Here is a 22,386-nt window from a genome sequence, read left to right as displayed (position 1 = left end):
AGGGCCCGGCCCGCGGGGTTACGGCGTGCAGACCTTGGTCAGTTCGCCGGCCGCGTCGGTGACCGGGGTGACGTCGGGGGTCGAGTCGCCGTTCCTGATGGCCGTGCGGACGTTGTCCACGGCCTTGTCGAGGTCGTCGACCGCCTTGTTGACGTCGGTGTCGTCCGTCCTGTCGCCGATCTTCTTCAGGTTCTGCTGGATCGAGTCGAGGGAGGCGTCGGTCTGGGTGGGGTCGTTCGCCGCGTTCTCCACGGCCTGCTGGAGGTCGGTGACGTCGTCGGCGATGGAGTCGGCGGTCTGGACGCAGTCGAGGGCCTTGTTCACGGCGTCGCAGCCGGTGAGGCCGATGGTGAGTGCGGCGGTCGCGGCCACGGCGGCGATGGCGGTGATACGACGGCCTCGGCGTCGGCTGGCGGCCATGACGGTGTTCCCCTCCCGTGGGTCGGCTGGCCGGGCGCACGGTGGTTCCTGCCGTGCGCCCGTACCTAGGGGGACGCGGGGGCGGTCGCCCGGGTTGCCCCTTCGCACCTCGGCTTTTTCCTTTCCCTTTACTTCGTGAGGGTCGCTTCGAGCGCCGCCCGCTGGAACGCGGCGAGTTCGGTGCAGCCGGCGACGGCGAGGTCGAGGAGGGCGTTGAGTTCGTCGCGGGCGAAGGGTTCGGCCTCGGCGGTGCCCTGGACCTCGACGAAGCGGCCGTCGCCGGTGCAGACCACGTTCATGTCGGTCTCGGCCTTCACGTCCTCCTCGTAGCAGAGGTCCAGCAAGGGGACTCCGCCGACGATGCCGACGGAGACGGCCGAGACCGTGCCCGTCAGGGGCTGGCGGCCGGCCCTGATGAGCTTGCGGGCCTGGGCCCAGGCGATGGCGTCGGCCAGCGCCACGTACGCGCCGGTGATCGCGGCCGTACGCGTGCCGCCGTCGGCCTGGAGGACGTCGCAGTCGAGGACGATCGTGTTCTCGCCGAGGGCCTTGTAGTCGATGACCGCGCGCAGGGAGCGGCCGATGAGGCGGGAGATCTCGTGGGTGCGGCCGCCGATCCTGCCCTTGACGGACTCGCGGTCGCCGCGGGTGTTGGTGGCGCGGGGCAGCATGGCGTACTCCGCGGTGACCCAGCCCTCGCCGCTGCCCTTGCGCCAGCGGGGGACGCCTTCGGTGACGGAGGCGGTGCAGAAGACCTTGGTGTCGCCGAAGGAGACGAGGACGGAGCCCTCGGCGTGCTTGCTCCAGCCGCGTTCGATGGTGACCGGGCGGAGTTGTTCGGGGGTGCGGCCGTCGATTCGAGACATGGCCATGAGCCTATCCGGAGCGGCAGAAGGGGCCCGTCCCAGGAGGGAGGAGCCCCTTCGAGGTGAGCCCGGAGGCTCACATCATGTCTTCGATCTCCGCGGCGATCGGGTCGGCGTCGGTGCCGATGACGACCTGGATGGCAGTGCCCATCTTGACGACGCCGTGGGCGCCGGCGGCCTTCAGGGCGGCGTCGTCGACCTTCGAGGCGTCGTGCACCTCGGTGCGCAGCCGGGTGATGCAGCCCTCGATCTCGTCGATGTTGTCGATTCCGCCGAGGCCGGCGACGATCTTCTCAGCCTTGCTGGCCATGTTCCTTCTCCCTGATCCGAACCGCTTTGTCGCAGTAACCCACAGTTGGCCCATCTTTGCGAGCGGTCGTGCCGCGCTTGCCGAATGATGGCGAGCACTGCGGCGGAACCGTCGGCAACTGGTCTACACCAGCAGATGGGCGGTCACCAAACCACTGCCGTGGAGCCGAGCGGCCCGGAGGACGCGTCCATGAGTGCCGAGAGCGCCGACAGCACGGTCAGCCCCGCGCGGGAGCGGTGGAACGCTCTTTTCCAGGGGTTGCAGAAGATGGGCCGGAGCCTGCAGCTGCCGATCGCGGTGCTGCCGGCGGCGGGGATCCTCAACCGGCTGGGGCAGCCCGATGTGTTCGGCGAGCAGGGCCTTGGCTGGACGGATGTCTCCAAGGTGATGAAGGGCGCGGGCGGCGCGCTGCTCGACGGGTCGGTGGGGCTTCCGCTGTTGTTCTGCGTCGGGGTGGCGATCGGGATGGCGAGGAAGGCGGACGGTTCGACGGCGCTGGCGGCGGTGGCGGGGTTCCTCGTCTATTACGGGGTGCTGCACCAGTTCCCGGAGGACTGCCCGGGCGGCTCCAGGACTCTGCCGGGGATCGGCTGTCAGGTGAGCGACGGCTCGGTGTCGACGTTCACGTTCCAGAACCCCGGTGTCTTCGGCGGGATTGCGATGGGGCTGCTGGCGGCCTACTTCTGGGCCCGTTTCCACCGCACGAGACTGGTGGACTGGCTGGGCTTCTTCAACGGGCGTCGGCTGGTGCCGATCATCAAGTCGTTCGTCGCGATCGTCTTCGCGGTGCTGTGCCTGTGGGTGTGGCCGCCGATCGGCGGCGGGCTGGAGAGCTTCAGCCACTGGCTGCGGGACGCGGGTGCGTGGGGTGCGGGGGTGTTCGGGGTCGCGAACCGGGCGTTGCTCGTCATCGGTCTGCACCAGTTCCTGAACGTGCCCATCTGGTTCCAGTTCGGCAGTTACACCACGCCCGACGGCCAGACGGTGCACGGCGACATCAACATGTTCCTGGCGGGTGATCCGAGCGCGGGTCAGTTCACCTCGGGGTTCTTCCCGATCATGATGTTCGCGCTGCCGGCGGCCGCGCTCGCCATCACGCACTGCGCGAAGCCGCACCGGCGCAAGGAGATCGGCGGTCTGATGCTGTCGGTGGCGCTGACGTCGTTCGTCACGGGGATCACCGAGCCGATCGAGTACTCGTTCCTCTTCATCGCGCCGCTGCTGTACGCGGTGCACGCGGTGCTGACGGGGGTGTCGATGGCGGTGACGTGGGGTCTCGGTGTGCACGACGGGTTCAGCTTCTCGGCGGGACTCATCGACTACGTCATCAACTGGAACCTGGCGACCAGGCCTTGGGCGATCGTCCCGATCGGCCTGTGCTTCGCGGCCGTCTACTACGTGGTCTTCCGGTTCGCCATCACGAGGTTCGATCTGAAGACCCCGGGAAGGGAGCCGGAGGAGGAAGTGGAGGACGTCACCAAGGCTTGAGCGGATGGTCCACGCAGGGCGCACAAAGCGTAGTTCTCCGGTTGCGGAATTGACGGGTTCCTTATAACGCCACCATCGTGTACAACAGGTCTACACCACTGAGTGGTGTAGACCACCACCCGATGGAGGAAGTCTATGAGCACCGCCACCGTGCCCGCGGCGGCCCCCGCGAAGAAGCGGGGATCCGGGCTGTTCCAAGGCCTGCAGAAGGTAGGCCGCAGCCTTCAGCTCCCGATCGCCGTGCTGCCGGCGGCGGGGATCCTGATGCGCCTGGGCCAGCCCGATGTCCAGGCCAAGCTGCATCTACCGGACGACGTGGCGAAGGTCTTCGCCGGGGCCGGCGGTGTTCTGTTCGACAGCTCGTTCGGGCTGCCGTTGCTGTTCTGCATAGGCGTGGCCATCGGCTTCGCGAAGAAGGCCGACGGCTCCACGGCGCTCGCCGCGGTGGTCAGCTTCCTGACCTACTACGCGGTGGTCCACCAGTTCCCGATCAAGGACGGGCACGAGGGTGCCACCTATACGCCCGTCGCGCCTTTCGGCGGCTTCTGGCAGAAGGGCCACGAGGCCGCGACGGCCGCGACCTTCCAGAACCCGGGCGTGCTCGGCGGCATCATCCTCGGTCTGCTGACCGCGGTGCTGTGGCAGCGCTACCACCGCAAGCAGCTGGTGGCCTGGCTCGGCTTCTTCAACGGCCGCCGCCTGGTGCCGATCATCACGGCCGGCGTCGGTGTCGTCCTCGGCGTTCTGGTGGTCCTCGGCTGGCAGCCCATCGGTAATGTGATCACCGACTTCGGCAAGTGGATGACGGGTCTCGGCGCCTTCGGCGCGGCGCTGTTCGGTCTGATCAACCGCGCGCTGATCCCGATCGGCATGCACCAGTTCGTCAACTCCGTGGCCTGGTTCCAGATCGGCGACTACACCAACTCCGCCGGCACCGTCTTCCACGGCGACCTGCCGCGCTTCTTCGCCGGTGACCCGAGCGCCGGTATGTTCATGACCGGCTTCTTCCCGATCATGATGTTCGGCCTGCCCGCCGCCGCCCTGGCCATCGCGCACACCGCCCGGCCCGAGCGCCGCCAGGCCGTGATGGGCATGATGATCTCGCTGGCGCTGACCTCGTTCATCACGGGTGTGACCGAGCCCATCGAGTTCTCGTTCATGTTCATCGCCCCCCTGCTGTACGCGATCCACGCGGTGCTCACCGCTCTGTCGATGGCGGTGACCTGGGCCCTGGGCATGCACATGGGCTTCAGCTTCTCGGCCGGCCTGACAGACGTCTTCATCAACTGGGGCATCTCCACCAAGCCCTGGCTGCTGCTCCCCGTCGGCCTGGTGTTCGGAGCGATCTACTACTTCGTCTTCCGCTTCGCCATCATCAGGTTCAACCTCCCCACCCCGGGCCGCGAGCCCGAGGAGGAGGTCGAGGACCTCACGAAGGCGTGAGTCCCACCACGGTGTGACGAAGGCCCCGCAGCCGAAGACGGCTGCGGGGCCTTCGCACTACGGGCCTGAACCCGGTGGTACGACGGTCAGATCACGTACGTCACCCTGGGCGCCGCGAGGTCCACCGGGCCGTCGAAGACCTCGCGGGCGTCGGCGAGGTTGACGGCGGGGTCGGTCCACGGCGGGATGTGGGTGAGGACCAGCCGGCGGGCGCCGGCGCGGGCGGCGGTCTCGCCGGCCTCGCGGCCGTTGAGGTGCAGGTCCGGGATGTTCTCCTTGCCGTGCGTGAAGGCCGCCTCGCACAGGAACAGGTCGGTGTCCCGGGCCAGCTCCTCCAGCGCCTGCGTGACGCCGGTGTCGCCCGAGTACGTCAGGGACGTCCCGGCGTGTTCGATGCGGATGGCGTACGCCTCCACGGGGTGGCGGACCCGCTCGGTGTGGACCGTGAAGGGGCCGAGGTCGAACGTGGACGGCTTGACCGTGTGGAAGTCGAAGACCTCACTCATCGACGAGGCGGTGGGGGTGTCGGCGTAGGCCGTGGTGAGGCGGTGCTCGGTGCCCTCCGGGCCGTAGACCGGGATGGGGTCGCAGGGGCCGCCGTCGTGACGGTAATAGCGCGCCACGAAGTAGGCGCACATGTCGATGCAGTGGTCGGCGTGCAGATGACTCAGGAAGATCGCGTCGAGGTCGTAGAGACCGCAGTGGCGCTGCAACTCGCCAAGGGCGCCGTTGCCCATGTCCAGGAGCAGCCGGAAGCCGTCGGCCTCGACGAGGTAGCTCGAACAGGCCGATTCCGCGGACGGAAACGACCCCGAGCAGCCGACGACGGTGAGCTTCATGAAGCAGAAACCTCCGTTGGCGGAACACCCGGAAGAACCGGGAACTGAAGTCGGAGAAATAGAGGTGCGCGGGGGTCGTGCGGTTTGTCGAGCGTAAGGCGCAAAAGGGCGGGTCGCTCCTCCGCCAGAGGCCGTTGTGGGGGAACTCACCTGTGGTGTCACCGGTTCGGCTGGACCGGGGGCGTGTGAGGATCGCGCAAGGGCGCGCATCGATTCTCTCGCGCCGGTAACGTCATCGTATGGACACGTCATGGTGGCTCGCGCTCGCGGCAGTCGTCCTGCTGGCGCTGGTCGCCACGCTCGTCGACGGATGGGGCCGGGGGCACCGCCAACGCGGGCACCTCACCCGCCCACCGGGGCATCCGCGCGGCACACGCATACAGACCGGCCGCCCCCATCCGGGGGACATCTGGTGGGCCAACGTGCCCTACGAAAACGCCCCGGGCACCAAGGACCGGCCCTGTCTGGTGCTGGCGGTGCGCGGCAACCACGCGACCGTCGCCAAGATCACCAGCAAGTACCACGACGAGCGGGCCGGGGTGATCCCGCTGCCGCCGGGCTCGGTCGGGGACGCCCAGGGCAGGCCGAGCTTCCTGCAGACGGACGAGCTGCGCGAGATCTCGGTGTGGGAGTTCCGGCGCCGGGTGGGCGTGGTCGACCCGGTGCTGTGGGACCAGGTGCGGCACCTGGCCCCCTGAGGGTCACTTCACCCTTACGGTGACCTGCCACTCCTGGATGCCATTGCAGGAGACCTCGCCGGGCGCGGTGGGCTCGGCGCACAGCGGGCGGGACGAGCTGAGGGTGACGGTGCCGGCGGCGACCGCCCGGTAGACGGCGGAGGCGTCCCCGGGCCTGAGCACGATGCCGGCGTTGGCGGCCCGCAGCGCGGAGCCGCTCGCCTCGACCGCCTTCCAGGGGCGCTGCCGGGTGCCGTCGAGGGTGAGCCGGAGCTGTCCGCCGACCGCCATGCAGACCGTACGGCGGTTGTCGGCGGCGGTGAGCTCGGAGGTCAGGGGTGTGCAACTGCCCGGGGAGCCGCTCGCACTGGGGCTGGAGGGGGACGGCGAGGGGGACACCGTGCCGCTGCCCTTGTCGGTGCTCCCGCTCTGGGAGCCGCAGCCCGCCAGCAGGAGGAGGGTCGCCGCGGTGAGCGCTGCGCGGTGGACCGTCGTACGGCTCATGGGGTGTCCGCCTTTCCGTCGGGGAACGGAGCCCTTGGTGCCGATGTGACGTATCCCCCGTACATACGGATCCCGCCCCCGGACGGCTTCCGGGGACGGGATCCGGTCACTGCACGGGCGGGGTCAGCTGGTCGTGACGGCGGTGTCGTCGACGACGAAGCTGGTCTGGAGGGAGGAGTCCTCGACACCGCTGAACTTCAGGGTGACGGTCGAGCCCGCGTACGACGACAGGTCGAAGGACTTCTGGGTGTAGCCGGTGGCGGCGTTGAGGTTCGAGTACGTCGCCAGGGTGGTCGAACCGGCGGTGACCGTCAGCTTGTCGTACTGGCTGCTGGTGGTGGTCTCGGCGGTGTCGATGTGCAGGTAGAAGGTGAAGGTCGCCTTGCAGCCGGACGGGACGGTCACCGACTGGGAGAGCGTGTCGGTGTGGGTGGAGCCGTAGCCGTCGAGCCAGGCCTTGTAGGAGCCGGCGTGGGCCGCCTCGCCGGTGCCGTTGGAGATGACCCCGCTGCTGGCGGTCCAGGTGGTGTTGCCCGACTCGAAGCCCGGGTTGCCGAGCAGCTGGGCCGAGGTGCAGGTGCCGCCGCCGCTGGTGCTGACGGTCCAGGTGAAGGAGGCCGAGCCGGAGGCGCCGGTGGAGTCGGTCGCGGTGACGGTGACGCTGTAGGTGCCCGCGGTGGACGCCGTACCGGAGATCAGGCCGGTGGAGCTGGAGATGGACAGGCCGGTGGGCAGGCCGCTCGCGCTGTAGGTGAGGGCCGCGCCCGCGCTGTCGGAGGCCGAGATCTGCAGGCTGACCGAGCTGCCGGTGGCGGTGGACTGGCTGCCGGGGTTGGTGACGGTCACCGTGTTGCCCGTGCTGGTGCCGGAGGTGAAGGCAGCGGTGCCGTTGGGGGTGCCCCAGCCGGTCGGGCCGTCGTAGCCGGTGCCGGCGGTGCAGAAGTACGACGGCGAGCAGGAGCCGTTGTTGCCGCTGGTCACGTCGTACAGGTTGCTGGTGTGGGAGTACGGGTACTTCGCGGGGTAGTCACTCGATCCCGGGGTGCCCGCGAGGGCGTAGACGCCGGCGATGATCGGGGACGAGGCGCTGGTGCCGCCGTAGACCGCCCAGCCGGAGCCGCCGTAGGTGTCGTAGACGGCCACACCGGTGGCCGGGTCGGCGACCGCGGAGACGTCGGCCTCCATGCGCTTGCTGCAGCCGGTGTCGGTCTGCCAGCTCGGCTTCGGGTCGTAGGAGGAGCAGCCGGAGCCGGTGCCCTCGGTGGAGCTGGTCTTCCACACGGACTCGGTCCAGCCGCGTGTGCTGGAGGAGGTGGACAGCGCGGTGCCGCCGACGGCGGTCACGTACTGGGAGGTCGCCGGGTACTCGGCGCCGTAGGCGCTGTCACCGGAGGAGACGGTGATCGCGACGCCCGGGTGCTTGAAGTACGAGGTGTCCTCGCTGGTCTGGGAGGAGGACTCGGAGCCGCCCCAGCTGTTGGAGACGAACTTGGCGCCGAGCGCGACGGCCTCGTTCTCGGCGGTGCCGAGGTCGGCGTCGGTGGCTGAGTTGGCCTCGACGAGGATGATCTTGCAGTTCGGGCAGACCGCGCTGACCATGTCGATGTCGAGCGCTTCCTCGCCGGCCCAGCCTGTGTCGTTCGTCGGCAGCGAGGTCGTCGAACCGGTCTGGCTGACCTGCTTGAAGCAGCCGTTGGCGACGGTGCACGCGGACAGGCCGTACGTGGAGCGGTAAGTGGCCAGGTCCGAGGCGGCGTTGGGGTCGTTGTAGGCGTCGACCACGGCAACGGTCAGGCCTGAGCCGCCCGTTGAGGGCAGGTTGTAGGCGCTGTGCAGGTTGGCCGGGCTCAGGCCGGAGGGGGCGGCGGCGAGAGCGGCGGACAGCCGCTGCTTGATGTCGGTGCGGCGCTGCGCGAAGCAGGAGACCTGGCCGGCCTTGGTGGCGGTGGCGCAGAGGTGCTCGGTGGGCACCTTCTGGCCGGCCTTGCCGGTGCTGTGCACGGCCTGGCGGGCGGGGTCGGTGAGGGCCTTGGCGTTCTGGGTGACCTTGGTGGTGGCGTGGGGTGCCACGGCCGTGGGCTGGGCGGCCCCGGCGGTGGGTGCCGCGATGAATCCGGAGACGGCGAGGGCCAGGGCAGGGAAGGCGACGGCCAGGAGTCTTCGCAGGCTCCGTCGTGAATCACGCATGGGGGTACTGCCTCCATCGGTGGGGTTACAAGGCAGGCCCGTGACGCGCGTAGCGGCGGCAGAGTGCGCGCAGTCATGAGCATGACATTCCGAACACCCTGCGATGCCGAGGTGCGTGGCATTAACAGGACGGAGGAGAAGCTAGTCGGATTCGGTGAAGCCCGGTCCCCCGGAAGAAGATCTTTGCTCTGGCATGGACAGCGCTTAGCCCCCTCATAGGAGGGGGTTGGCGCGTACATGATGAAGGCTATGCCCAGAGCTGACCCTGGAGGGTCTCGATGGCTTCCTCGGTCGTGGCGGCCGTGTAGACCCCGGTCGACAGGTACTTCCAGCCGCCGTCGGCGACGACGAACACGATGTCGGCGCTCTCGCCGGCCTGTACGGCCTTCTTGCCGACGCCGATCGCGGCGTGCAGCGCGGCGCCGGTGGAGATGCCCGCGAAGATGCCCTCCTGCTGGAGGAGTTCCCGGGTCCGGGTCACGGCGTCCGCCGAGCCCACCGAGTAGCGGGTGGTGAGCACGGAGGCGTCGTACAGCTCGGGTACGAAGCCCTCGTCGAGGTTCCTGAGCCCGTACACGAGGTCGTCGTACCGCGGTTCGGCGGCGACGATCCTGACGTCCGGCTTCTGCTCACGCAGATACCGGCCGACGCCCATGAGGGTGCCGGTGGTCCCGAGCCCGGCGACGAAGTGCGTGACGGAGGGAAGGTCGGCGAGGATCTCCGGACCGGTCGTCGCGTAGTGCGCCCCCGCGTTGTCCGGGTTGCCGTACTGGTAGAGCATCACCCAGTCCGGATGCTCGGCGGCGATCTCCTTGGCCACCCGCACCGCGGTGTTGGAACCGCCGGCGGCCGGACTCGAAATGATCTCGGCGCCCCACATGCCCAGCAGGTCCCGGCGCTCCTGTGAGGTGTTCTCGGGCATCACGCACACCATGCGGTAGCCCTTGAGCTTGGCGGCCATGGCGAGGGAGATGCCCGTGTTGCCGGAGGTCGGCTCCAGGATGGTGCAGCCCGGGGTGAGCCGGCCGTCCTTCTCGGCCTGCTCGATCATGTGCAGGGCGGGACGGTCCTTGACCGAGCCGGTCGGGTTGCGGTCCTCCAGCTTGGCCCAGATCCGGACGTCGGCGGACGGCGAGAGCCGCGGCAGGCGCACCAGGGGGGTGTTGCCGACCGCGGCCAACGGGGAGTCGTAGCGCATGCCGATCTCAGGCCATACCGCCGGCGACGGCCGGCAGGATCGTGACCGTGTCGCCGTCGGTCAGCTTGGTCTCGATGCCGTCGACGAAACGGACGTCCTCGTCGTTCAGGTACACGTTGACGAAGCGGCGCAGCTTGCCGTCGTCCACGATGCGGGCATGGATGCCCGGGTGCCGGGTCTCGAGGTCGGTGAGCAGCTCGGCGAGGGTGCCACCACTGCCGTCCACCGCCTTCTGACCGTCGGTGTACTGGCGGAGGATGGTCGGGATGCGGACCTCGATGGCCATGGCTCAGGGCTCCTGTCGGAAAGTCTGGGTGGGTGGGCGCGCAGCGGCACGCCGCGGCTCACGGCCGTACGGTGGCAGGGGACGTCAACAGATGGCGCTGTTCAGCCTGCACAGGTCGACGTGCAGCCGCGCCACGAGCATGCTGCCCGCCGCCTTGTCGCTCACGTCGTAGGAAACCATGGGGTCATCGTATCGATTCCCGGTGCGGATTCCGGAGTGTGATCCCACATCCCGGACGGTTTACGGCCGAGGGTTGAGACGCCCTCCAGCGCCGCAGGGAACTCAGTACGCCTCGACGATCCTGACCTCCTCCTCCGTCACCTCGCCCTCCACGATCCGGAAGGAGCGGAACTGGAAGTCGCCGCCGCCGTCGGTGTCGGCTGTCGAGACCAGGACGTAGTGGGCGCCGGGCTCGTTCGCGTAGCTGATGTCCGTCCGGGACGGGTACGCCTCCGTCGCCGTGTGGGAGTGGTAGACGACCACCGGCTCCTCGTCGCGGTCGTCCATCTCGCGGTACAGCCTGAGGAGGTCGGCGGAGTCGAACTCGTAGAACGTCGGCGACATCGCCGCGTTCAGCATCGGGATGAACCGCTCGGGGCGGTTGGAACCCGCCGCACCCGCGATGACGCCGCACGCCTCGTCGGGATGGTCCTTGCGCGCGTGGGCGACGATCTGGTCGACGAGGGCCTGGGTGATGGTCAGCATGTGCGCCAGGATAAGCAGAGGGCCGCCCCGTACCGAAGGCTGGTACGGGACGGCCCACATGCCGGACGTCCTGAGCGGCTGCCGCAGGGGGCGCCACGAGTGCTCCCTGCGGCGGGACGTCCGGAGGGGGTTGGTCAGCTCGCCTTCTCCAGCGGCGACTGCTCGCGCCGCTCGGTGATCTCCGGGTTGCGGGACTTCAGGAACAGCCAGCCGACGCCGAGCGCGGCGGCCCAGCCGGCCATCACGTACAGGCAGACCCGGGAGTCGCCGTCGTAGGCGATCAGGCAGGTCACGAAGAGCAGGAACGCGATGGCGATCCAGCTGCACACCGCCCCGCCCGGCGCCGGGAAGGAGGACGCGGGCAGCCGGCCGGCGTCGACCGCGCGGCGGTAGAGGACATGGCTGATCAGGATCATCAGCCAGGTCCAGATGCCGGCCGCGGTGGCGACGGAGGTGACGTACCCGAACGCCTTCTCCGGGACGATGTAGTTGAGGACCACGCCGATGCCCATGAAGAGCACCGAGACGGTGATGCCGAGCGCCGGGGTCTTCGAAGCCGACAGCTTGCTGAAGACGGCCGGTGCCTCGCGGCTGTCGGCGAGGTTGCGCAGCATGCGGCCCGTGGAGTACATGCCGGAGTTGCAGGAGGACAGCGCCGCGGTGAGGACGACGAAGTTGACGATGCCGGCGCCGGCCGGGATGCCGATCTTCGCGAAGGCCGCGACGAAGGGCGAGACGCCCGGGGCGAACTCCGTCCACTTGACGACACACAGGATGACGGTGAGCGCGCCGACGTAGAACAGCGCGATCCGCCAGGGAAGCGTGTTGATCGCCTTGGGGAGGGTCTTCTCCGGGTTCTCGGACTCGCCGGCCGTGACGCCGACCAGCTCGACGGCGAGGTAGGCGAACATGACGCCCTGGAGGGTCATCAGGGAGGAGCCGACGCCCTTGGGGAAGAAGCCGTCGAACTGGTAGAGGTTCGCGACCGACGCCGTGTCACCGGCACTGCTGAAGCCGAAGGTGAGGACGCCGAGGCCGATCACGATCATGCCGATCAGGGCGGTGACCTTGACCATGGAGAACCAGAACTCCAGCTCTCCGAAGACCTTCACGGAGATCAGGTTGACCCCGAAGAGGATCACCAGGAAGACCAGGGCCGTCACCCACTGGGGGACGGACGGGAACCAGTAGTTGACGTAGATCGCGGCGGCCGTCAGTTCGGCCATGCCGGTGACGACCCACATCAGCCAGTACGTCCAGCCGGTGAAGTAGCCGAAGAACGGGCCGAGGAACTCCCGGGAGTACTCGGCGAAGGAGCCGGAGACCGGGCGGTACATGAGCAGCTCGCCGAGCGCCCGCATGATGAAGAAGATGATGCCGCCGGCGAGGGCGTACATGAGGATGAGGCTGGGCCCGGCCTTGGCGATGTTCGCCCCGGCACCCAGGAAGAGGCCGACGCCGATGGCGCCGCCGATGGCGATCATCTGGACCTGACGGCTGCCGAGTCCGCGCTCGTACCCCTCTTCCGAGGCTTCGGAGGACTGCTCCGACGTGTCGACCTGAGCGGAGGTCATGTGTGGTGTGCGCCTTTCTCCATGCCGACCCGGGCCTCTGGTCGGCCGCGGATCGGGTTTCGATCCCCCCGGATTGCTGGAGTGGTGCCTGCCCGGCGGTTGCCGGTTCGGTGGCGCACCCGGACGTACACATGGGTGGTGTTCGCCGGGCGGTCGTGAAGATTTATCACGGCCGCAATACTGATCACCGGGTTCCGCCGAGAGGGATTGTGGCGCACACCACTGGAAGAAGCAGACAAAGTGCGGCCGAAAAGGTCATACCCGGCCGCAACGGTGACTGGATCGTTATCCGGATTTGAGCGTCCTCTGAGCGAACGCGAAATCGGGACGAGTTACGGCATAAGGGTGGCCACCAGGGTCTCCTGGAGGCCACCGAGCCACAGATAGGCCATCACCATCGGCTTGCGCGGGTCCTCGTCCGGGAGCCGGTAGAGCAGGTCCGTGTCGTCCTCGTCGGTGATGTCGAGGCGGGAGCCGATGGCGAGGCGCAGGTCGTTGAGGGCGCCGAGCCACTGCCGGGACTCCTCGGGCGCCAGCTTGAGGACCGCGCCGCCCTCCCCCACCGGGGCCAGCGCGTCCAGGGAGCGGATCACCGCGAGGGCGCTCTCCCGCTTGCCGGCCCTGAGGTCGTTCTCGGTGTAGCGGCGGAACTCGGCCGAGTGGGCCTGCCGCTCCTCTGCCTGCTGCGCGGAGTCGGGCAGCCGCTCCGGGTCGCTGTAGGCGTCCGGGAAGAGCCGGCGCAGCACCGGGTCGGTGGGCGCCTCACTCGGCCCCTCGGCGAACAGCTCGGCGAGCGGGTCGTCGGGGGCGTCCTCCGCGGGACCGGGGCCGATGAGCTCCAGAAGCTGGACGGCCAGCGTCCGGATGATGGAGATCTCGACGTCGTCGAGCGCGACGGCCGCGCCGCCGCCGGGGAGCGGTTCGAAGATTCCTGGCATGGAGGGGGTTCGCTGCTTCCGGTCCTGGTCGAGGAGTGTGGCTACTTCCGGTCCTGCGGGCGGGGGATCATCTCCGGTCCTGCCGGCGGGCGGTCATTTCCGGTCCTGCTGGAGGGTGGCCCACAGGCCGTAGCCGTGCATCGCCTGCACGTCGCGCTCCATCTCCTCGCGGCTGCCGCTGGAGACGACCGCCCGGCCTTTGTGGTGCACGTCCAGCATGAGCTTGGTGGCCTTGTCCTTGGGATAGCCGAAGTACGTCTGGAAGACGTACGTCACATAGCTCATGAGGTTGACGGGGTCGTTGTGCACGATCGTCACCCACGGGACGTCGGGCTCGGGTACGGCGAAGGCCTCCTCTGCCGACTCGGTGCGTTCGATCTCTACGGGAGCGGGTGACGTCACAAGGCCCATGCTGCCACGCACCCCACAAATCGTCACACTGACGAGATGGGGGTAGCATGCTTGCCATGAACACAGCGGACCTTGGGCTGCCGGTGGACGTTCCCTCGACGGCGCTCTTCACGGACCAGTACGAACTGACGATGCTGCAGGCCGCCCTGAAGGCGGGTACGGCCGAACGGCGGAGTGTCTTCGAGGTCTTCACCCGGCGGCTGCCGGAGGGGCGCCGCTACGGTGTCGTGGCGGGCACCGGACGCGTCCTGGACGCGGTGGAGAACTTCCGGTTCGACCCGGACGTCCTCGGCTTCCTGGCGGAGCAGAAGATCGTCGACGAGCCCACCCTGCGCTGGCTCGCCGGCTACCGCTTCGGCGGCGACATCTGGGGCTACCCCGAGGGCGAGGTCTATTTCCCCGGCTCTCCGATCATGCGGGTGGAGGGCTCCTTCGCCGAGTGCGTGCTCCTGGAGACCGTGATCCTCTCCATCCTCAACCACGACTCGGCGATCGCGGCCGCCGCCTCCCGGATGTCCTCGGCCGCGGGCGACCGCCCGCTGATCGAGATGGGCGCCCGCCGCACCCACGAGCTGGCCGCCGTGGCCGCCGCCCGCGCCGCCTACGTCGGCGGTTTCGCGACCACCTCCGACCTGGCGGCCGGCTTCCGCTACGGCATCCCGACGGTGGGCACCTCCGCCCACGCCTTCACCCTGCTCCACGACCACGAGCGCGACGCCTTCGAGGCCCAGGTCATCTCACTCGGCCGGGGTACCACCCTGCTGGTCGACACCTACGACGTCGCCGAGGCGGTCCGTACGGCCGTCGAGGTGGCAGGCCCCGAGCTGGGCGCCGTCCGTATCGACTCCGGCGACCTGCTGCTGGTGGCCCATCGGGTGCGCCAGCAGCTGGACGAGCTGGGGGCGGTCAACACGAAGATCATCGTGACCTCCGACCTCGACGAGTACGCCATCGCCTCCCTGGCCGCCGCCCCCGTGGACGCGTACGGCGTCGGCACCCAGCTGGTCACCGGCTCAGGGCACCCCACCTGCTCCATGGTCTACAAGCTGGTCGCCCGGGCCGAGTCCGCCGACCCCAAGGCTCCGCTGCTGCCGGTCGCCAAGAAGTCGTCCAGCGGCAAGACGTCGGTCGGCGGCCGCAAGTGGGCCGCGCGGCGACTGGACGCCAACGGGGTGGCGGAGGCCGAGGTCGTCGGCACCGGGGAGGTGCCGGCCGACCTGGTCGACCATCAGCTCCTGATCGAACTGGTCAAGTCCGGCGAGGTGGTGGCCCGCGAGCCCCTGGACGCGCCCCGCGCACGCCATGCGGCGGCCAGGGCCGGTCTGCCCCTCTCCGCGACCCAACTCTCCCGTGGGGAACCGGTCATTCCGACGGAGTACGTCCAGGGGCGCTCGGGTAGCTAGAGCGGGTGCCCGCGTACGCGCCCCGTAAGGCCCCCTCCCCTACGCCCCCGTAAGTCTCTACGCTCTGAGGTTCAGGCCGGGCCCGCACCGCTTCTTTCTGCGTCTCCCCCCTCGACAGACCCGATACCGAATGCGAAGGACACCGACCATGCGCCGCGCCTTGATCGTCGTTGATGTGCAGAACGACTTCTGCGAGGGGGGCAGCCTCGCGGTGGCGGGAGGTGCCGATGTGGCCGCCGCGGTCACGGAGCTGATCGGGCAGGCGCCCGCCGGCTACCGCCATGTGGTGGCGACCCGCGACCACCACATCGCGCCGGGCGGCCACTTCGCGGACAACCCCGACTACGTGCACAGCTGGCCGGCGCACTGTGTCGCCGGCACGGAGGGCGTCGGCTTCCATCCGAACTTCGCCCCGGCGGTCGCCTCCGGCGCGGTGGACGCGGTGTTCAGCAAGGGTGCCTACTCGGCTGCCTACAGCGGTTTCGAGGGCGTCGACGAGAACGGCGTCAAGCTGGCGGACTGGCTGCGCGCCCGCGAGATCGACGAGGTGGACGTGGTGGGGATCGCGACGGACCACTGCGTGCGGGCCACCGCCCTGGACGCCGTGACGGAGGGCTTCCGCACCCAGGTCCTCCTGGACCTCACGGCAGGCGTGGCGGAGAGGACGACGGAACGGGCCCTGGAGGAGATGCGCGAGGCGGGCGTGGAGCTGACCGGCAAGCCGGTGGTTTGAGGGTCGCACGCGCCTTCGAGGGGACCACTCGTGCCCCGAGAGTCGCTCGCGCCTTCGGAGCCGCATATCGATACAGCCCCGTGCCCCGGGCCGGCCGCCCGGCCCGGCGCCGGTCACTTGCCGGCCGGCTGTACCACCGCCGGTCTGCGCAGCAGCGACCTGATCGGTCTCCACAGCTCGGTCACCGTGACACCGTTGTCAGGTGCCGTTCGCCATATCAGGCCGTCGGGGTGGTGGAGGACGGCCGTGATCTCGTCCGGGGTCGGCGGGGCGGCGTTGCCCCGCAGGTAGACCGCTCGCATCCCCAGGTTGCGGAGCCTGGTCAGGGCGCGGGCGCGGTTCTGGGCCACGACCAGTACCCGCACCCCGGCGGAGCCCTCGGCAAGGGCGGGACTGGGCAGGTTCAGTGCCACCACCACGCTGCCGTTCGGCAGCTTGCAGAACCCTCCTGCGGCCATGCGGTCATACCCCCGTACGAGTAGGTGTCAATAAGAAAGCCACAGGACGCACCTAAACACGATCGGCGGCGACCCGCCAGGGGGTCACCGCCGATACGTCTCTGACCTGCGAAAACGCGAGCCACTTCCCTGCGGGGCCGATCCGGAGGGAGATCGTCGAGCCGTCAAGGGCCTCCGCGACGACGTGATCTTGGTGTTGGTGTCAGTGATCTTGACACCACCGGCCGGGCGCGGACGACTGCCTGATCTTGGTCGCCGGGGCCGCCTTGTGGAGCGTGATCCCGTCGCCCGCGGAGAGGCCGAACGGAGAGTCGTAGGCCGGGGGAGCCACGTCCAGATCAACAGGCCGTTCTGGTAGGGGTGGTGCTCCACCCGGTCCGGACGGGTCGTCGGGAAGCCGAAGTTGTACGGGCCGGTGCGAAGGACGCGCGGGGCGGCAGAAGCCGGACGCGGTCCAAGCGGCGTCCGCCGAATCGACGTTGGCGGAGAAGAGGCCGAACCGTCGGCCGTCACCGTGACCCCGTCGGCCGCGCCGCGTAGGCGTCCAGCGGGTACGACAGCTTGGTGTACGCGTCGACCGAACCGGCGAGCGCCGGCTTGTCGCTGCCGTCACGGGATGGCCTCGCCGTTCACCGTGTCGTACTCGTCGGGCAGGCAGAGGTCGTGGCCGTACTCGTAGGCGTGGACGCCGAGTCCGCCGTTCTTCCGCCGCATGGTGTGGTCGACGTAGCCGTCGGGCTCGTTGAAGTTCCCGTCGCCGTCGTGGTCGTAGCGGACTTGGACTATTCAACTGCACTGTGCGGAGCGCGGGTTCGCCTTACGGACACCGCGCTGTAAGCGGACCGCTGTCGGGACTCGCTCAACCGGCGCGCATATGCCGCCGGTTGCCTATGCCATGCGACCGTGCGCCCCCTGTGCACCGGTACCGTGGGTTAGGTCACGCTTACCGGCCGTTCCGCTCGGGCATGCACGCGAATAGAGTCGAACGGTGGAACGTCCGGAAGCCGGAGAAAAGCAAGGCCGGCCCCCCGTCTCACCCCCACATCTTCCGAGGACACGATTGCCATGCCTCGTCCGACCCCGGCACAGCTCGTCTACGGTTCGTGCACCGTGATCTGCTCGACGCTCGCCATGCTGCTGCTGTCACAGACGAGTTCGGGCATCGGGATCGCGGTCATCGCGCTCGCCGCGCTCGGCCTGGGACTGCTGGTCGCCATGACGGTCCCGCTCCCCCGGCCGCGCACGATCGCGTACTCCGAGCCCGCCCCGACCGCATCGCCCCGGACGCGGGTCCCCGTACACCGGGAGACCGTGGCCGCCGCCACGGCCGAGCCCGTCCGGGAGCCCACCGCGCCCTGACGTACGCACACACGAGAAGTCGGCGGGTCCGTGGGACTGACGGACCCGCCGACTGCTTGGCCATCAGTTCTTCGTGCTGACCACGACCGTCTTCGCCGCCTTGTCGTGCAGTCCCTGTTTGTACGGTTTGTCGAAGTAGCTCCAGCCGCCGCAGATGATCGTCCACACACAGGCACAGCAGAAGGCGAACGGCACCCACAGCACCAGGGCGCGCACCAGCGAGGTCTGCGCGGAGGGCGTGGAGCCGTTGTCCAGGTTGGCGACCCGCAGACCGAGCCACTTCTTGCCGAGGGTCTGCCCGGACTTGGCGGTGAGCAGGGTGTCGTAGGCGACGAACAGGACGGCGGCGACCAGCGACTGCGCGAAGGACTTGCCGACCTCCATCTTGTCGCCGTTCACCTGGTACTCCCGCACCCCGAAGGCCCAGGTGAGCAACCAGACCACGATGAGCACCAGGACCATGTCGACGATCCTGGCCAGGGTGCGCTTGCCGCTGTCGGCGAGCGGCGGCATCCCGGCGAGCGGATCGGCGGGATAGCCACCGGCTCCGTCTCCTTCCCCGTAGGGGCCGCCTCCACCGCCGTAGGGGCCACCGCCGCCCGCTCCGTAGGGGCCGCCGCCGTAGGAGGGCGGCGGGGGCTGTGCGCCGCCGTACGGGGTGTCGTACGGCGAGCCCGGCCCCTTGCCCTCGTCCGGCGGGCCGGACGGGGGCTGCTTCTTGAACGGGTCGTCCTCCGGCGGCTGTCCGGAGCCCCGGGGCGGTTCGGTGCTCATGGCCCGAGTGGACCGCGAAGCGGCCGAGTCCGCATCCGGTGAGCGGCCGTACGGGGCCGGTGAGCGGCCGTACGGGGTACGACGCCCCGTCAGCCGGCGACGAAGGTGTGCGCCACCTTGTCGTGCCAGCACTGGTGCCAGGGCCGGTCGAACAGGCACCAGGCGACGCCGACGATCCCGATGCCGAGCAGTCCGGGCACGGTGTACACCAGCCAGCGGCGCAGCGAGGCGCCGAAGGCCGGGGGCTCGTGGCCCTCGATGTCCCGTACCTCCAGGCCGAGCAGCTTCTTGCCGAGCGTGCGACCCCACTTGGCGGTGGGCAGCACCTCGTAGAGGACGCCGACGAGGAGCAGGACGGCGAGCACGATCCCGAGGTAGAGGCCGGTCGTACCGTCGAGCAGCCAGACGGTCTCGGTACGGCCGGAGAGCTTGGCCGCGTCGATCTTGTCCTGCACGTGGCCGGCCGCCTGGCTGCCGAACGGTACGGCGGCCAGGGCGGTCACCGCGCCGACGACCAGGCTGTCGACGAGCCGCGCGGCGAACCGCTTGCCGAGCCCGGCGGGCCGGGCCGACGCCTGCCGCCGGGCGGCCGCCTGGAAGACGTCCTCCAACGGCGGCTTCCAGGGCGCGGCCTGCTGATCGCGCGCGAGCTGATGCACCTGCTGCGCCCAGGAGGACTGCCCACCACCGGGCCCGGAGGTCATGGGAGCGGCAGGCACGGCTGGCGCGGGCAGGGGCCCGGCGGACTGCGGGGGTACGGCGGGGGCGACGGCCTGGGGAGCGGCGGGAGCCGGGGGCGCGGCGGCGCGTTCCGCGGCGGCCTTTCCGGCGCCGAAGCCGGGGCGGCCGCCACCGGGGGCACCGACCGGCCCCTGCGCGCCGAACCCGCCCGCACCGCCCGCACCGGACGCGCCGACGGGGCCCTGAGCGCCGTAGCCTCCCGGCCCTGCCGCACCTGCCGCACCCGGGCCACCAGAGCCCGGCGCGCCGAACCCACCCGAACCCGCGCCCGCCGGACCGGAACCCTGCCCACCGGCCCCGGCCCCGGCACCAGCGCCTCGGCCACCGAACCCACCGGCACCGGCGCCTTGGCCACCCGCACCCGGGCCGCCGGATCCGGCCCCGCCGGGACCCGTACCGGCCCCCGCGGCACCCGAGTTCGGGGTGCCCTCGGCGCGGATCGGGCGGAAGGTCATCGTGCCGTCGTCCATGGGCGGTCGGGCGGCCGGCGGGGTGCCCGCGGGGCCCACCGTCGGCCTGCGGAAGATGAACGTGCCGCCGGAGTCGACGTCCCCCTGGTCCGCCGGCGGGATCGTCGCCGTGCCGTCCGTGCGGGACGACCGGCCGTCCGGCTGGGGCGGGGAGCCCGCCGCCCGGGGGTCGGTGCCCCAGGCGCCCCCCTCGGCCGTCCAGCCGGAGGCACCCGGTCGCGGGTCCTCGTCGAAGAAGTGCGGGCCGGTCTCCTCGACCCTGGGGCTCGCGGGGCGGGAGCCGGGCGGCGGGGCGAGCGGTTCGCCGTCGGACGGGGCCGGGCGGCTGGTGCCCGGCACCCACGCGGCGCCGTTCCAGTAACGGACGTAGCCGGGGATGGACGGGTCCGGGTAGTAGCCCTCGCGGGGCCGTTCGTCACCGGGTGCCGGGGTAGGGGCGGTCATGTCCGTCATCCCGTATCTGCTCGGGGGTCGTGTGGGAGGCTCCACATCTATCAGACGCGCGTGCCCACCACCGCCAGTCCCGCAGGACCCGCCCCTTTCCGGGCACCCCTGTGCACCCCCTTCACCGCACCGGGGAAAGATTTCCCGGAACCCGCGTAATGCTCGCGGCCCCCACCCCTCTCCACTCGTACGGGCCCGTCCACAGGCGCCCGTACGACCGACCGAGAGGAAACGAACGTCATGCATCACACCGTGGTGGAGCGCGAACTGGAGTTGCGGCTCATCCTGTCCCCCGAGCGGAGCATCCCGGTCCCGGCCCGGCTCGCCTACCGCTCCGACGACCCGTACGCCGTCCATGTCGGCTTCCACATCAACTCGGAGTCCCCGGTCCACTGGACCTTCGCCCGCGACCTCCTGGTGGAGGGGGTGTTCCGGGCGTGCGGGCACGGGGACGTGCGGGTGTGGCCGACCAAGGTGGAGGGCCGCAGCGTCGTGCTGATGGCGCTGAGTTCACCCGACGGAGACGCCCTCCTGGAGGCGCCGACCGCCCAGGTGTCCGCCTGGCTGGAGCGGACGCTGCGGGTGGTGCCCCCGGGGACTGAGGGCGGCCGGCTGGGGATCGACGACGCGCTCGACCAGCTGCTCGCCCAGTGAGGTCCCGGACGGACAGGATGTATGGAACGCATGGGCCGCATGGGCCGCATGGGCCGCATGGGCCGCATGGGCCGCATGGGTCAGAACAGCTTGCCGGGGTTGAGGATGCCCAGCGGGTCGAAGGCGTCCTTCACGGCCCGCTGCATCTCCACGCCCACCGGCCCGATCTCCCGGGCCAGCCACTCCTTCTTCAGTACGCCGACGCCGTGTTCGCCGGTGATGGTGCCGCCGAGCTCCAGTCCGAGGGCCATGATCTCGTCGAAGGACTCGCGGGCGCGGCGGCACTCGTCGGGGTCCTGCGCGTCGAAGCAGACCGTGGGGTGCGTGTTGCCGTCGCCCGCGTGGGCGACGACCCCGATGGTCAGCCGGTGCTTCTCCGCGATGCGCTCGACCCCTTCGATCATGTCGCCGAGCCGCGAGCGGGGCACGCACACGTCGTCGATCATCGTGGTGCCCTTGACGGCCTCCAGGGCGACGAGCGAGGTCCGGCGGGCCTGGAGGAGGAGTTCGGACTCGGCGGCGTCGTCGGCCGGGACCACCTGGGTGGCGCCCGCTTCCTCGCACAGCGCGCCGAGGGCGGCGAGGTCGACGGCCGGGGCCGGGGTGTCGAAGGCAGCCAGGAGCAGCGCCTCGGTCGTCTCCGGCAGGCCCATGTGGGTGAGTTCGTTGACCGCTTTCACGGTCGTACGGTCCATCAGTTCGAGGAGGGACGGTGCGTGCCCGCCCGCCATGATCCGGCACACCGCGTCGCAGGCGGCGGTGGCGGAGCCGAACTCGGCGGCCAGCACCAGCTGCTGCGGCGGCTTGGGCTTCAGGGCCAGGACGGCCCGTACGACGACGCCGAGCGAGCCCTCGGAGCCGACGAACAGCCGGGTGAGGTCGTACCCGGCGACACCCTTCGCCGTGCGCCGGCCGGTGGACATCAGCCGCCCGTCGGCGAGGACGACGTCCAGACCCAGGACGTATTCGGCGGTCACCCCGTATTTCACACAGCACAGCCCGCCCGACGCCGTGCCGATGTTGCCGCCGATCGTGCACATCTCCCAGCTGGAGGGGTCCGGCGGGTAGTAGAGGCCGTGTTCCTCGACCGCGCGGGAGAGGGTGGCGTTGATGACGCCGGGTTCGACCACGGCGATGCGGTCGACCGGCGAGATCTCCAGGATGCGGTCCATCTTGGTCAGGGACAGCACGATGCAGCCGTCGGTGGCGTTGGCGGCGCCGGACAGGCCGGTGCGGGCGCCCTGCGGGACGACCGGGACGCGCAGCTCGGTGGCGGTGCGCAGGACGTGCTGCACCTGTTCGACCGTGCGCGGCAGTACGACGACGGCCGGGGCGCCGGCCGGGCAGAAGCTCGCCATGTCGTTGGCGTAGGAGGTGGTCACATCGGGATCCACGAGCACCGCGTCGGCCGGCAGGCCCGTGAGGAGCCGGTCGGTGAGGTTGCCGGTGGTCTCGTCCCGAGGCGCTTCGATACGGCTCACGATCACAGCGTCGCACCCCGGGG

At 70.0% G+C, this 22,386-nt stretch carries 25 protein-coding genes and 1 pseudogene; 7 read left to right on the top strand and 19 right to left on the bottom strand.

What is annotated here, in order from left to right; translation table 11 throughout:
• Window positions 1-18: 18 nt before the first annotated feature.
• The 3 genes from ACZ7OO_RS31470 to ACZ7OO_RS31460 all read right to left on the bottom strand — a co-directional run bounded on the left by ACZ7OO_RS31470 (window position 19) and on the right by ACZ7OO_RS31460 (window position 1,596).
• A complete protein-coding gene (locus ACZ7OO_RS31470) occupies window positions 19-420 on the bottom strand; it encodes a prefoldin domain-containing protein (protein WP_471509939.1) in 402 nt (133 codons plus the stop codon).
• A 128-nt stretch (window positions 421-548) separates the two neighbouring features.
• On the bottom strand, window positions 549-1,286 hold the full coding sequence (rph, locus tag ACZ7OO_RS31465; RefSeq protein WP_471509938.1) for a ribonuclease PH: 738 nt from the start codon (window positions 1,284-1,286) through the stop codon (window positions 549-551).
• Between the two features lie 76 nt (window positions 1,287-1,362).
• Window positions 1,363-1,596, bottom strand: coding sequence for a PTS sugar transporter subunit IIB (locus tag ACZ7OO_RS31460; RefSeq protein WP_071372245.1), 234 nt, complete (start codon window positions 1,594-1,596; stop codon window positions 1,363-1,365).
• Between the two features lie 189 nt (window positions 1,597-1,785).
• Here ACZ7OO_RS31460 and ACZ7OO_RS31455 point away from each other — a divergent pair, with 189 nt between their 5' ends.
• Together ACZ7OO_RS31455 and ACZ7OO_RS31450 are read left to right on the top strand one after the other, a co-directional pair.
• Entirely contained in the window at window positions 1,786-3,084 is a 1,299-nt protein-coding gene (locus ACZ7OO_RS31455; protein WP_471509936.1) for a PTS transporter subunit EIIC, read from the top strand.
• A gap of 135 nt (window positions 3,085-3,219) precedes the next feature.
• Complete coding sequence (locus ACZ7OO_RS31450; RefSeq protein WP_471509935.1) at window positions 3,220-4,527, top strand: PTS transporter subunit EIIC; 1,308 nt, start codon at window positions 3,220-3,222, stop codon at window positions 4,525-4,527.
• An 86-nt stretch (window positions 4,528-4,613) separates the two neighbouring features.
• On the opposite strand, the gene ACZ7OO_RS31445 is transcribed toward ACZ7OO_RS31450, so the two are convergent.
• Window positions 4,614-5,366 (bottom strand): MBL fold metallo-hydrolase, encoded by a 753-nt coding sequence (locus ACZ7OO_RS31445; protein WP_471509934.1) that lies wholly within the window; start codon window positions 5,364-5,366, stop codon window positions 4,614-4,616.
• 239 nt (window positions 5,367-5,605) lie between these two features.
• Here ACZ7OO_RS31445 and ACZ7OO_RS31440 point away from each other — a divergent pair, with 239 nt between their 5' ends.
• Complete coding sequence (locus tag ACZ7OO_RS31440) at window positions 5,606-6,064, top strand: type II toxin-antitoxin system PemK/MazF family toxin (RefSeq protein WP_471509932.1); 459 nt, start codon at window positions 5,606-5,608, stop codon at window positions 6,062-6,064.
• Window positions 6,065-6,067: 3 nt separating this feature from the next.
• On the opposite strand, the gene ACZ7OO_RS31435 is transcribed toward ACZ7OO_RS31440, so the two are convergent.
• The 9 genes from ACZ7OO_RS31435 to clpS all read right to left on the bottom strand — a co-directional run bounded on the left by ACZ7OO_RS31435 (window position 6,068) and on the right by clpS (window position 13,846).
• Window positions 6,068-6,547 carry a hypothetical protein gene (locus ACZ7OO_RS31435; protein WP_471509930.1) on the bottom strand — a complete coding sequence of 160 codons (480 nt, stop codon included), beginning with the start codon at window positions 6,545-6,547 and terminating at the stop codon, window positions 6,068-6,070.
• Window positions 6,548-6,670: 123 nt separating this feature from the next.
• The gene (locus ACZ7OO_RS31430) at window positions 6,671-8,734 is read right to left on the bottom strand and encodes a putative Ig domain-containing protein (RefSeq protein WP_471509928.1); all 2,064 of its coding nucleotides are present in this window, start codon (window positions 8,732-8,734) and stop codon (window positions 6,671-6,673) included.
• A 247-nt stretch (window positions 8,735-8,981) separates the two neighbouring features.
• On the bottom strand, window positions 8,982-9,932 hold the full coding sequence (locus ACZ7OO_RS31425; protein ID WP_471509926.1) for a PLP-dependent cysteine synthase family protein: 951 nt from the start codon (window positions 9,930-9,932) through the stop codon (window positions 8,982-8,984).
• A gap of 7 nt (window positions 9,933-9,939) precedes the next feature.
• Window positions 9,940-10,218 carry a MoaD/ThiS family protein gene (locus ACZ7OO_RS31420; protein WP_352220916.1) on the bottom strand — a complete coding sequence of 93 codons (279 nt, stop codon included), beginning with the start codon at window positions 10,216-10,218 and terminating at the stop codon, window positions 9,940-9,942.
• Window positions 10,219-10,302: 84 nt separating this feature from the next.
• Window positions 10,303-10,398 carry a putative leader peptide gene (locus ACZ7OO_RS31415; protein WP_352220915.1) on the bottom strand — a complete coding sequence of 32 codons (96 nt, stop codon included), beginning with the start codon at window positions 10,396-10,398 and terminating at the stop codon, window positions 10,303-10,305.
• Window positions 10,399-10,500: 102 nt separating this feature from the next.
• On the bottom strand, window positions 10,501-10,923 hold the full coding sequence (locus ACZ7OO_RS31410) for a M67 family metallopeptidase (protein ID WP_471509923.1): 423 nt from the start codon (window positions 10,921-10,923) through the stop codon (window positions 10,501-10,503).
• A gap of 134 nt (window positions 10,924-11,057) precedes the next feature.
• Complete coding sequence (locus tag ACZ7OO_RS31405; RefSeq protein ID WP_471509921.1) at window positions 11,058-12,497, bottom strand: amino acid permease; 1,440 nt, start codon at window positions 12,495-12,497, stop codon at window positions 11,058-11,060.
• A gap of 332 nt (window positions 12,498-12,829) precedes the next feature.
• Window positions 12,830-13,435 carry a DUF2017 domain-containing protein gene (locus ACZ7OO_RS31400; RefSeq protein ID WP_471509919.1) on the bottom strand — a complete coding sequence of 202 codons (606 nt, stop codon included), beginning with the start codon at window positions 13,433-13,435 and terminating at the stop codon, window positions 12,830-12,832.
• A gap of 93 nt (window positions 13,436-13,528) precedes the next feature.
• The gene (gene clpS, locus ACZ7OO_RS31395; RefSeq protein WP_471510062.1) at window positions 13,529-13,846 is read right to left on the bottom strand and encodes an ATP-dependent Clp protease adapter ClpS; all 318 of its coding nucleotides are present in this window, start codon (window positions 13,844-13,846) and stop codon (window positions 13,529-13,531) included.
• 56 nt (window positions 13,847-13,902) lie between these two features.
• On the opposite strand from clpS, the gene ACZ7OO_RS31390 reads away from it, so the two are divergent.
• Window positions 13,903-15,249: a nicotinate phosphoribosyltransferase gene (locus ACZ7OO_RS31390; RefSeq protein ID WP_471509917.1), complete on the top strand. Its 1,347-nt coding sequence runs from the start codon at window positions 13,903-13,905 to the stop codon at window positions 15,247-15,249.
• Between the two features lie 148 nt (window positions 15,250-15,397).
• Window positions 15,398-15,982: an isochorismatase family protein gene (locus ACZ7OO_RS31385; protein WP_471509915.1), complete on the top strand. Its 585-nt coding sequence runs from the start codon at window positions 15,398-15,400 to the stop codon at window positions 15,980-15,982.
• A 113-nt stretch (window positions 15,983-16,095) separates the two neighbouring features.
• On the opposite strand, the gene ACZ7OO_RS31380 is transcribed toward ACZ7OO_RS31385, so the two are convergent.
• From ACZ7OO_RS31380 to ACZ7OO_RS31370, 3 genes and pseudogenes are all read right to left on the bottom strand, one after another.
• Window positions 16,096-16,440, bottom strand: a complete 345-nt coding sequence (locus ACZ7OO_RS31380; protein ID WP_471509913.1) for a hypothetical protein — start codon at window positions 16,438-16,440, stop codon at window positions 16,096-16,098.
• A 52-nt stretch (window positions 16,441-16,492) separates the two neighbouring features.
• A pseudogene (locus tag ACZ7OO_RS31375) lies at window positions 16,493-17,054 on the bottom strand (hypothetical protein); the annotation flags it as partial.
• On the bottom strand, window positions 17,050-17,226 hold the full coding sequence (locus ACZ7OO_RS31370; RefSeq protein ID WP_471510060.1) for an immune inhibitor A domain-containing protein: 177 nt from the start codon (window positions 17,224-17,226) through the stop codon (window positions 17,050-17,052). The pseudogene ACZ7OO_RS31375 and the gene ACZ7OO_RS31370, both read right to left, overlap by 5 nt.
• A 279-nt stretch (window positions 17,227-17,505) precedes the next feature.
• On the opposite strand from ACZ7OO_RS31370, the gene ACZ7OO_RS31365 reads away from it, so the two are divergent.
• Complete coding sequence (locus ACZ7OO_RS31365; protein ID WP_471509911.1) at window positions 17,506-17,799, top strand: hypothetical protein; 294 nt, start codon at window positions 17,506-17,508, stop codon at window positions 17,797-17,799.
• Window positions 17,800-17,862: 63 nt separating this feature from the next.
• Here ACZ7OO_RS31365 and ACZ7OO_RS31360 read toward each other — a convergent pair whose 3' ends face one another.
• On the bottom strand, window positions 17,863-18,573 hold the full coding sequence (locus ACZ7OO_RS31360) for an RDD family protein (RefSeq protein WP_471509909.1): 711 nt from the start codon (window positions 18,571-18,573) through the stop codon (window positions 17,863-17,865).
• A gap of 89 nt (window positions 18,574-18,662) precedes the next feature.
• Entirely contained in the window at window positions 18,663-20,228 is a 1,566-nt protein-coding gene (locus tag ACZ7OO_RS31355) for an RDD family protein (RefSeq protein ID WP_471509907.1), read from the bottom strand.
• A gap of 240 nt (window positions 20,229-20,468) precedes the next feature.
• On the opposite strand from ACZ7OO_RS31355, the gene ACZ7OO_RS31350 reads away from it, so the two are divergent.
• Window positions 20,469-20,882, top strand: coding sequence for an SsgA family sporulation/cell division regulator (locus tag ACZ7OO_RS31350; protein WP_471509905.1), 414 nt, complete (start codon window positions 20,469-20,471; stop codon window positions 20,880-20,882).
• Window positions 20,883-20,962: 80 nt separating this feature from the next.
• Here ACZ7OO_RS31350 and ACZ7OO_RS31345 read toward each other — a convergent pair whose 3' ends face one another.
• Window positions 20,963-22,369, bottom strand: a complete 1,407-nt coding sequence (locus tag ACZ7OO_RS31345; protein WP_471510058.1) for an FAD-binding oxidoreductase — start codon at window positions 22,367-22,369, stop codon at window positions 20,963-20,965.
• Between the last annotated feature and the right edge of the window lie 17 nt (window positions 22,370-22,386).

This window comes from Streptomyces sp. NPDC111744 (assembly GCF_055634995.1).
The sequence above is the reverse complement of the archived record's forward strand: the minus strand, read 5'-3'. Positions and strand labels throughout refer to the sequence as shown.

Coding starts and splice junctions, on each gene's coding strand:
- ACZ7OO_RS31355 (WP_471509907.1), bottom strand. CDS start 20,228: ATGACCGCCCCTACCCCGGCACCCGGTGACGAACGGCCCCGCGAGGGC.
- ACZ7OO_RS31470 (WP_471509939.1), bottom strand. CDS start 420: ATGGCCGCCAGCCGACGCCGAGGCCGTCGTATCACCGCCATCGCCGCC.
- ACZ7OO_RS31440 (WP_471509932.1), top strand. CDS start 5,606: ATGGACACGTCATGGTGGCTCGCGCTCGCGGCAGTCGTCCTGCTGGCG.
- ACZ7OO_RS31365 (WP_471509911.1), top strand. CDS start 17,506: ATGCCTCGTCCGACCCCGGCACAGCTCGTCTACGGTTCGTGCACCGTG.
- ACZ7OO_RS31400 (WP_471509919.1), bottom strand. CDS start 13,435: ATGCCAGGAATCTTCGAACCGCTCCCCGGCGGCGGCGCGGCCGTCGCG.
- ACZ7OO_RS31430 (WP_471509928.1), bottom strand. CDS start 8,734: ATGCGTGATTCACGACGGAGCCTGCGAAGACTCCTGGCCGTCGCCTTC.
- ACZ7OO_RS31405 (WP_471509921.1), bottom strand. CDS start 12,497: ATGACCTCCGCTCAGGTCGACACGTCGGAGCAGTCCTCCGAAGCCTCG.
- ACZ7OO_RS31415 (WP_352220915.1), bottom strand. CDS start 10,398: ATGGTTTCCTACGACGTGAGCGACAAGGCGGCGGGCAGCATGCTCGTG.
- ACZ7OO_RS31420 (WP_352220916.1), bottom strand. CDS start 10,218: ATGGCCATCGAGGTCCGCATCCCGACCATCCTCCGCCAGTACACCGAC.
- ACZ7OO_RS31425 (WP_471509926.1), bottom strand. CDS start 9,932: ATGCGCTACGACTCCCCGTTGGCCGCGGTCGGCAACACCCCCCTGGTG.
- ACZ7OO_RS31380 (WP_471509913.1), bottom strand. CDS start 16,440: ATGGCCGCAGGAGGGTTCTGCAAGCTGCCGAACGGCAGCGTGGTGGTG.
- ACZ7OO_RS31360 (WP_471509909.1), bottom strand. CDS start 18,573: ATGAGCACCGAACCGCCCCGGGGCTCCGGACAGCCGCCGGAGGACGAC.
- ACZ7OO_RS31455 (WP_471509936.1), top strand. CDS start 1,786: ATGAGTGCCGAGAGCGCCGACAGCACGGTCAGCCCCGCGCGGGAGCGG.
- rph (WP_471509938.1), bottom strand. CDS start 1,286: ATGTCTCGAATCGACGGCCGCACCCCCGAACAACTCCGCCCGGTCACC.
- ACZ7OO_RS31385 (WP_471509915.1), top strand. CDS start 15,398: ATGCGCCGCGCCTTGATCGTCGTTGATGTGCAGAACGACTTCTGCGAG.
- clpS (WP_471510062.1), bottom strand. CDS start 13,846: ATGGGCCTTGTGACGTCACCCGCTCCCGTAGAGATCGAACGCACCGAG.
- ACZ7OO_RS31410 (WP_471509923.1), bottom strand. CDS start 10,923: ATGCTGACCATCACCCAGGCCCTCGTCGACCAGATCGTCGCCCACGCG.
- ACZ7OO_RS31435 (WP_471509930.1), bottom strand. CDS start 6,547: ATGAGCCGTACGACGGTCCACCGCGCAGCGCTCACCGCGGCGACCCTC.
- ACZ7OO_RS31390 (WP_471509917.1), top strand. CDS start 13,903: ATGAACACAGCGGACCTTGGGCTGCCGGTGGACGTTCCCTCGACGGCG.
- ACZ7OO_RS31445 (WP_471509934.1), bottom strand. CDS start 5,366: ATGAAGCTCACCGTCGTCGGCTGCTCGGGGTCGTTTCCGTCCGCGGAA.
- ACZ7OO_RS31460 (WP_071372245.1), bottom strand. CDS start 1,596: ATGGCCAGCAAGGCTGAGAAGATCGTCGCCGGCCTCGGCGGAATCGAC.
- ACZ7OO_RS31450 (WP_471509935.1), top strand. CDS start 3,220: ATGAGCACCGCCACCGTGCCCGCGGCGGCCCCCGCGAAGAAGCGGGGA.
- ACZ7OO_RS31350 (WP_471509905.1), top strand. CDS start 20,469: ATGCATCACACCGTGGTGGAGCGCGAACTGGAGTTGCGGCTCATCCTG.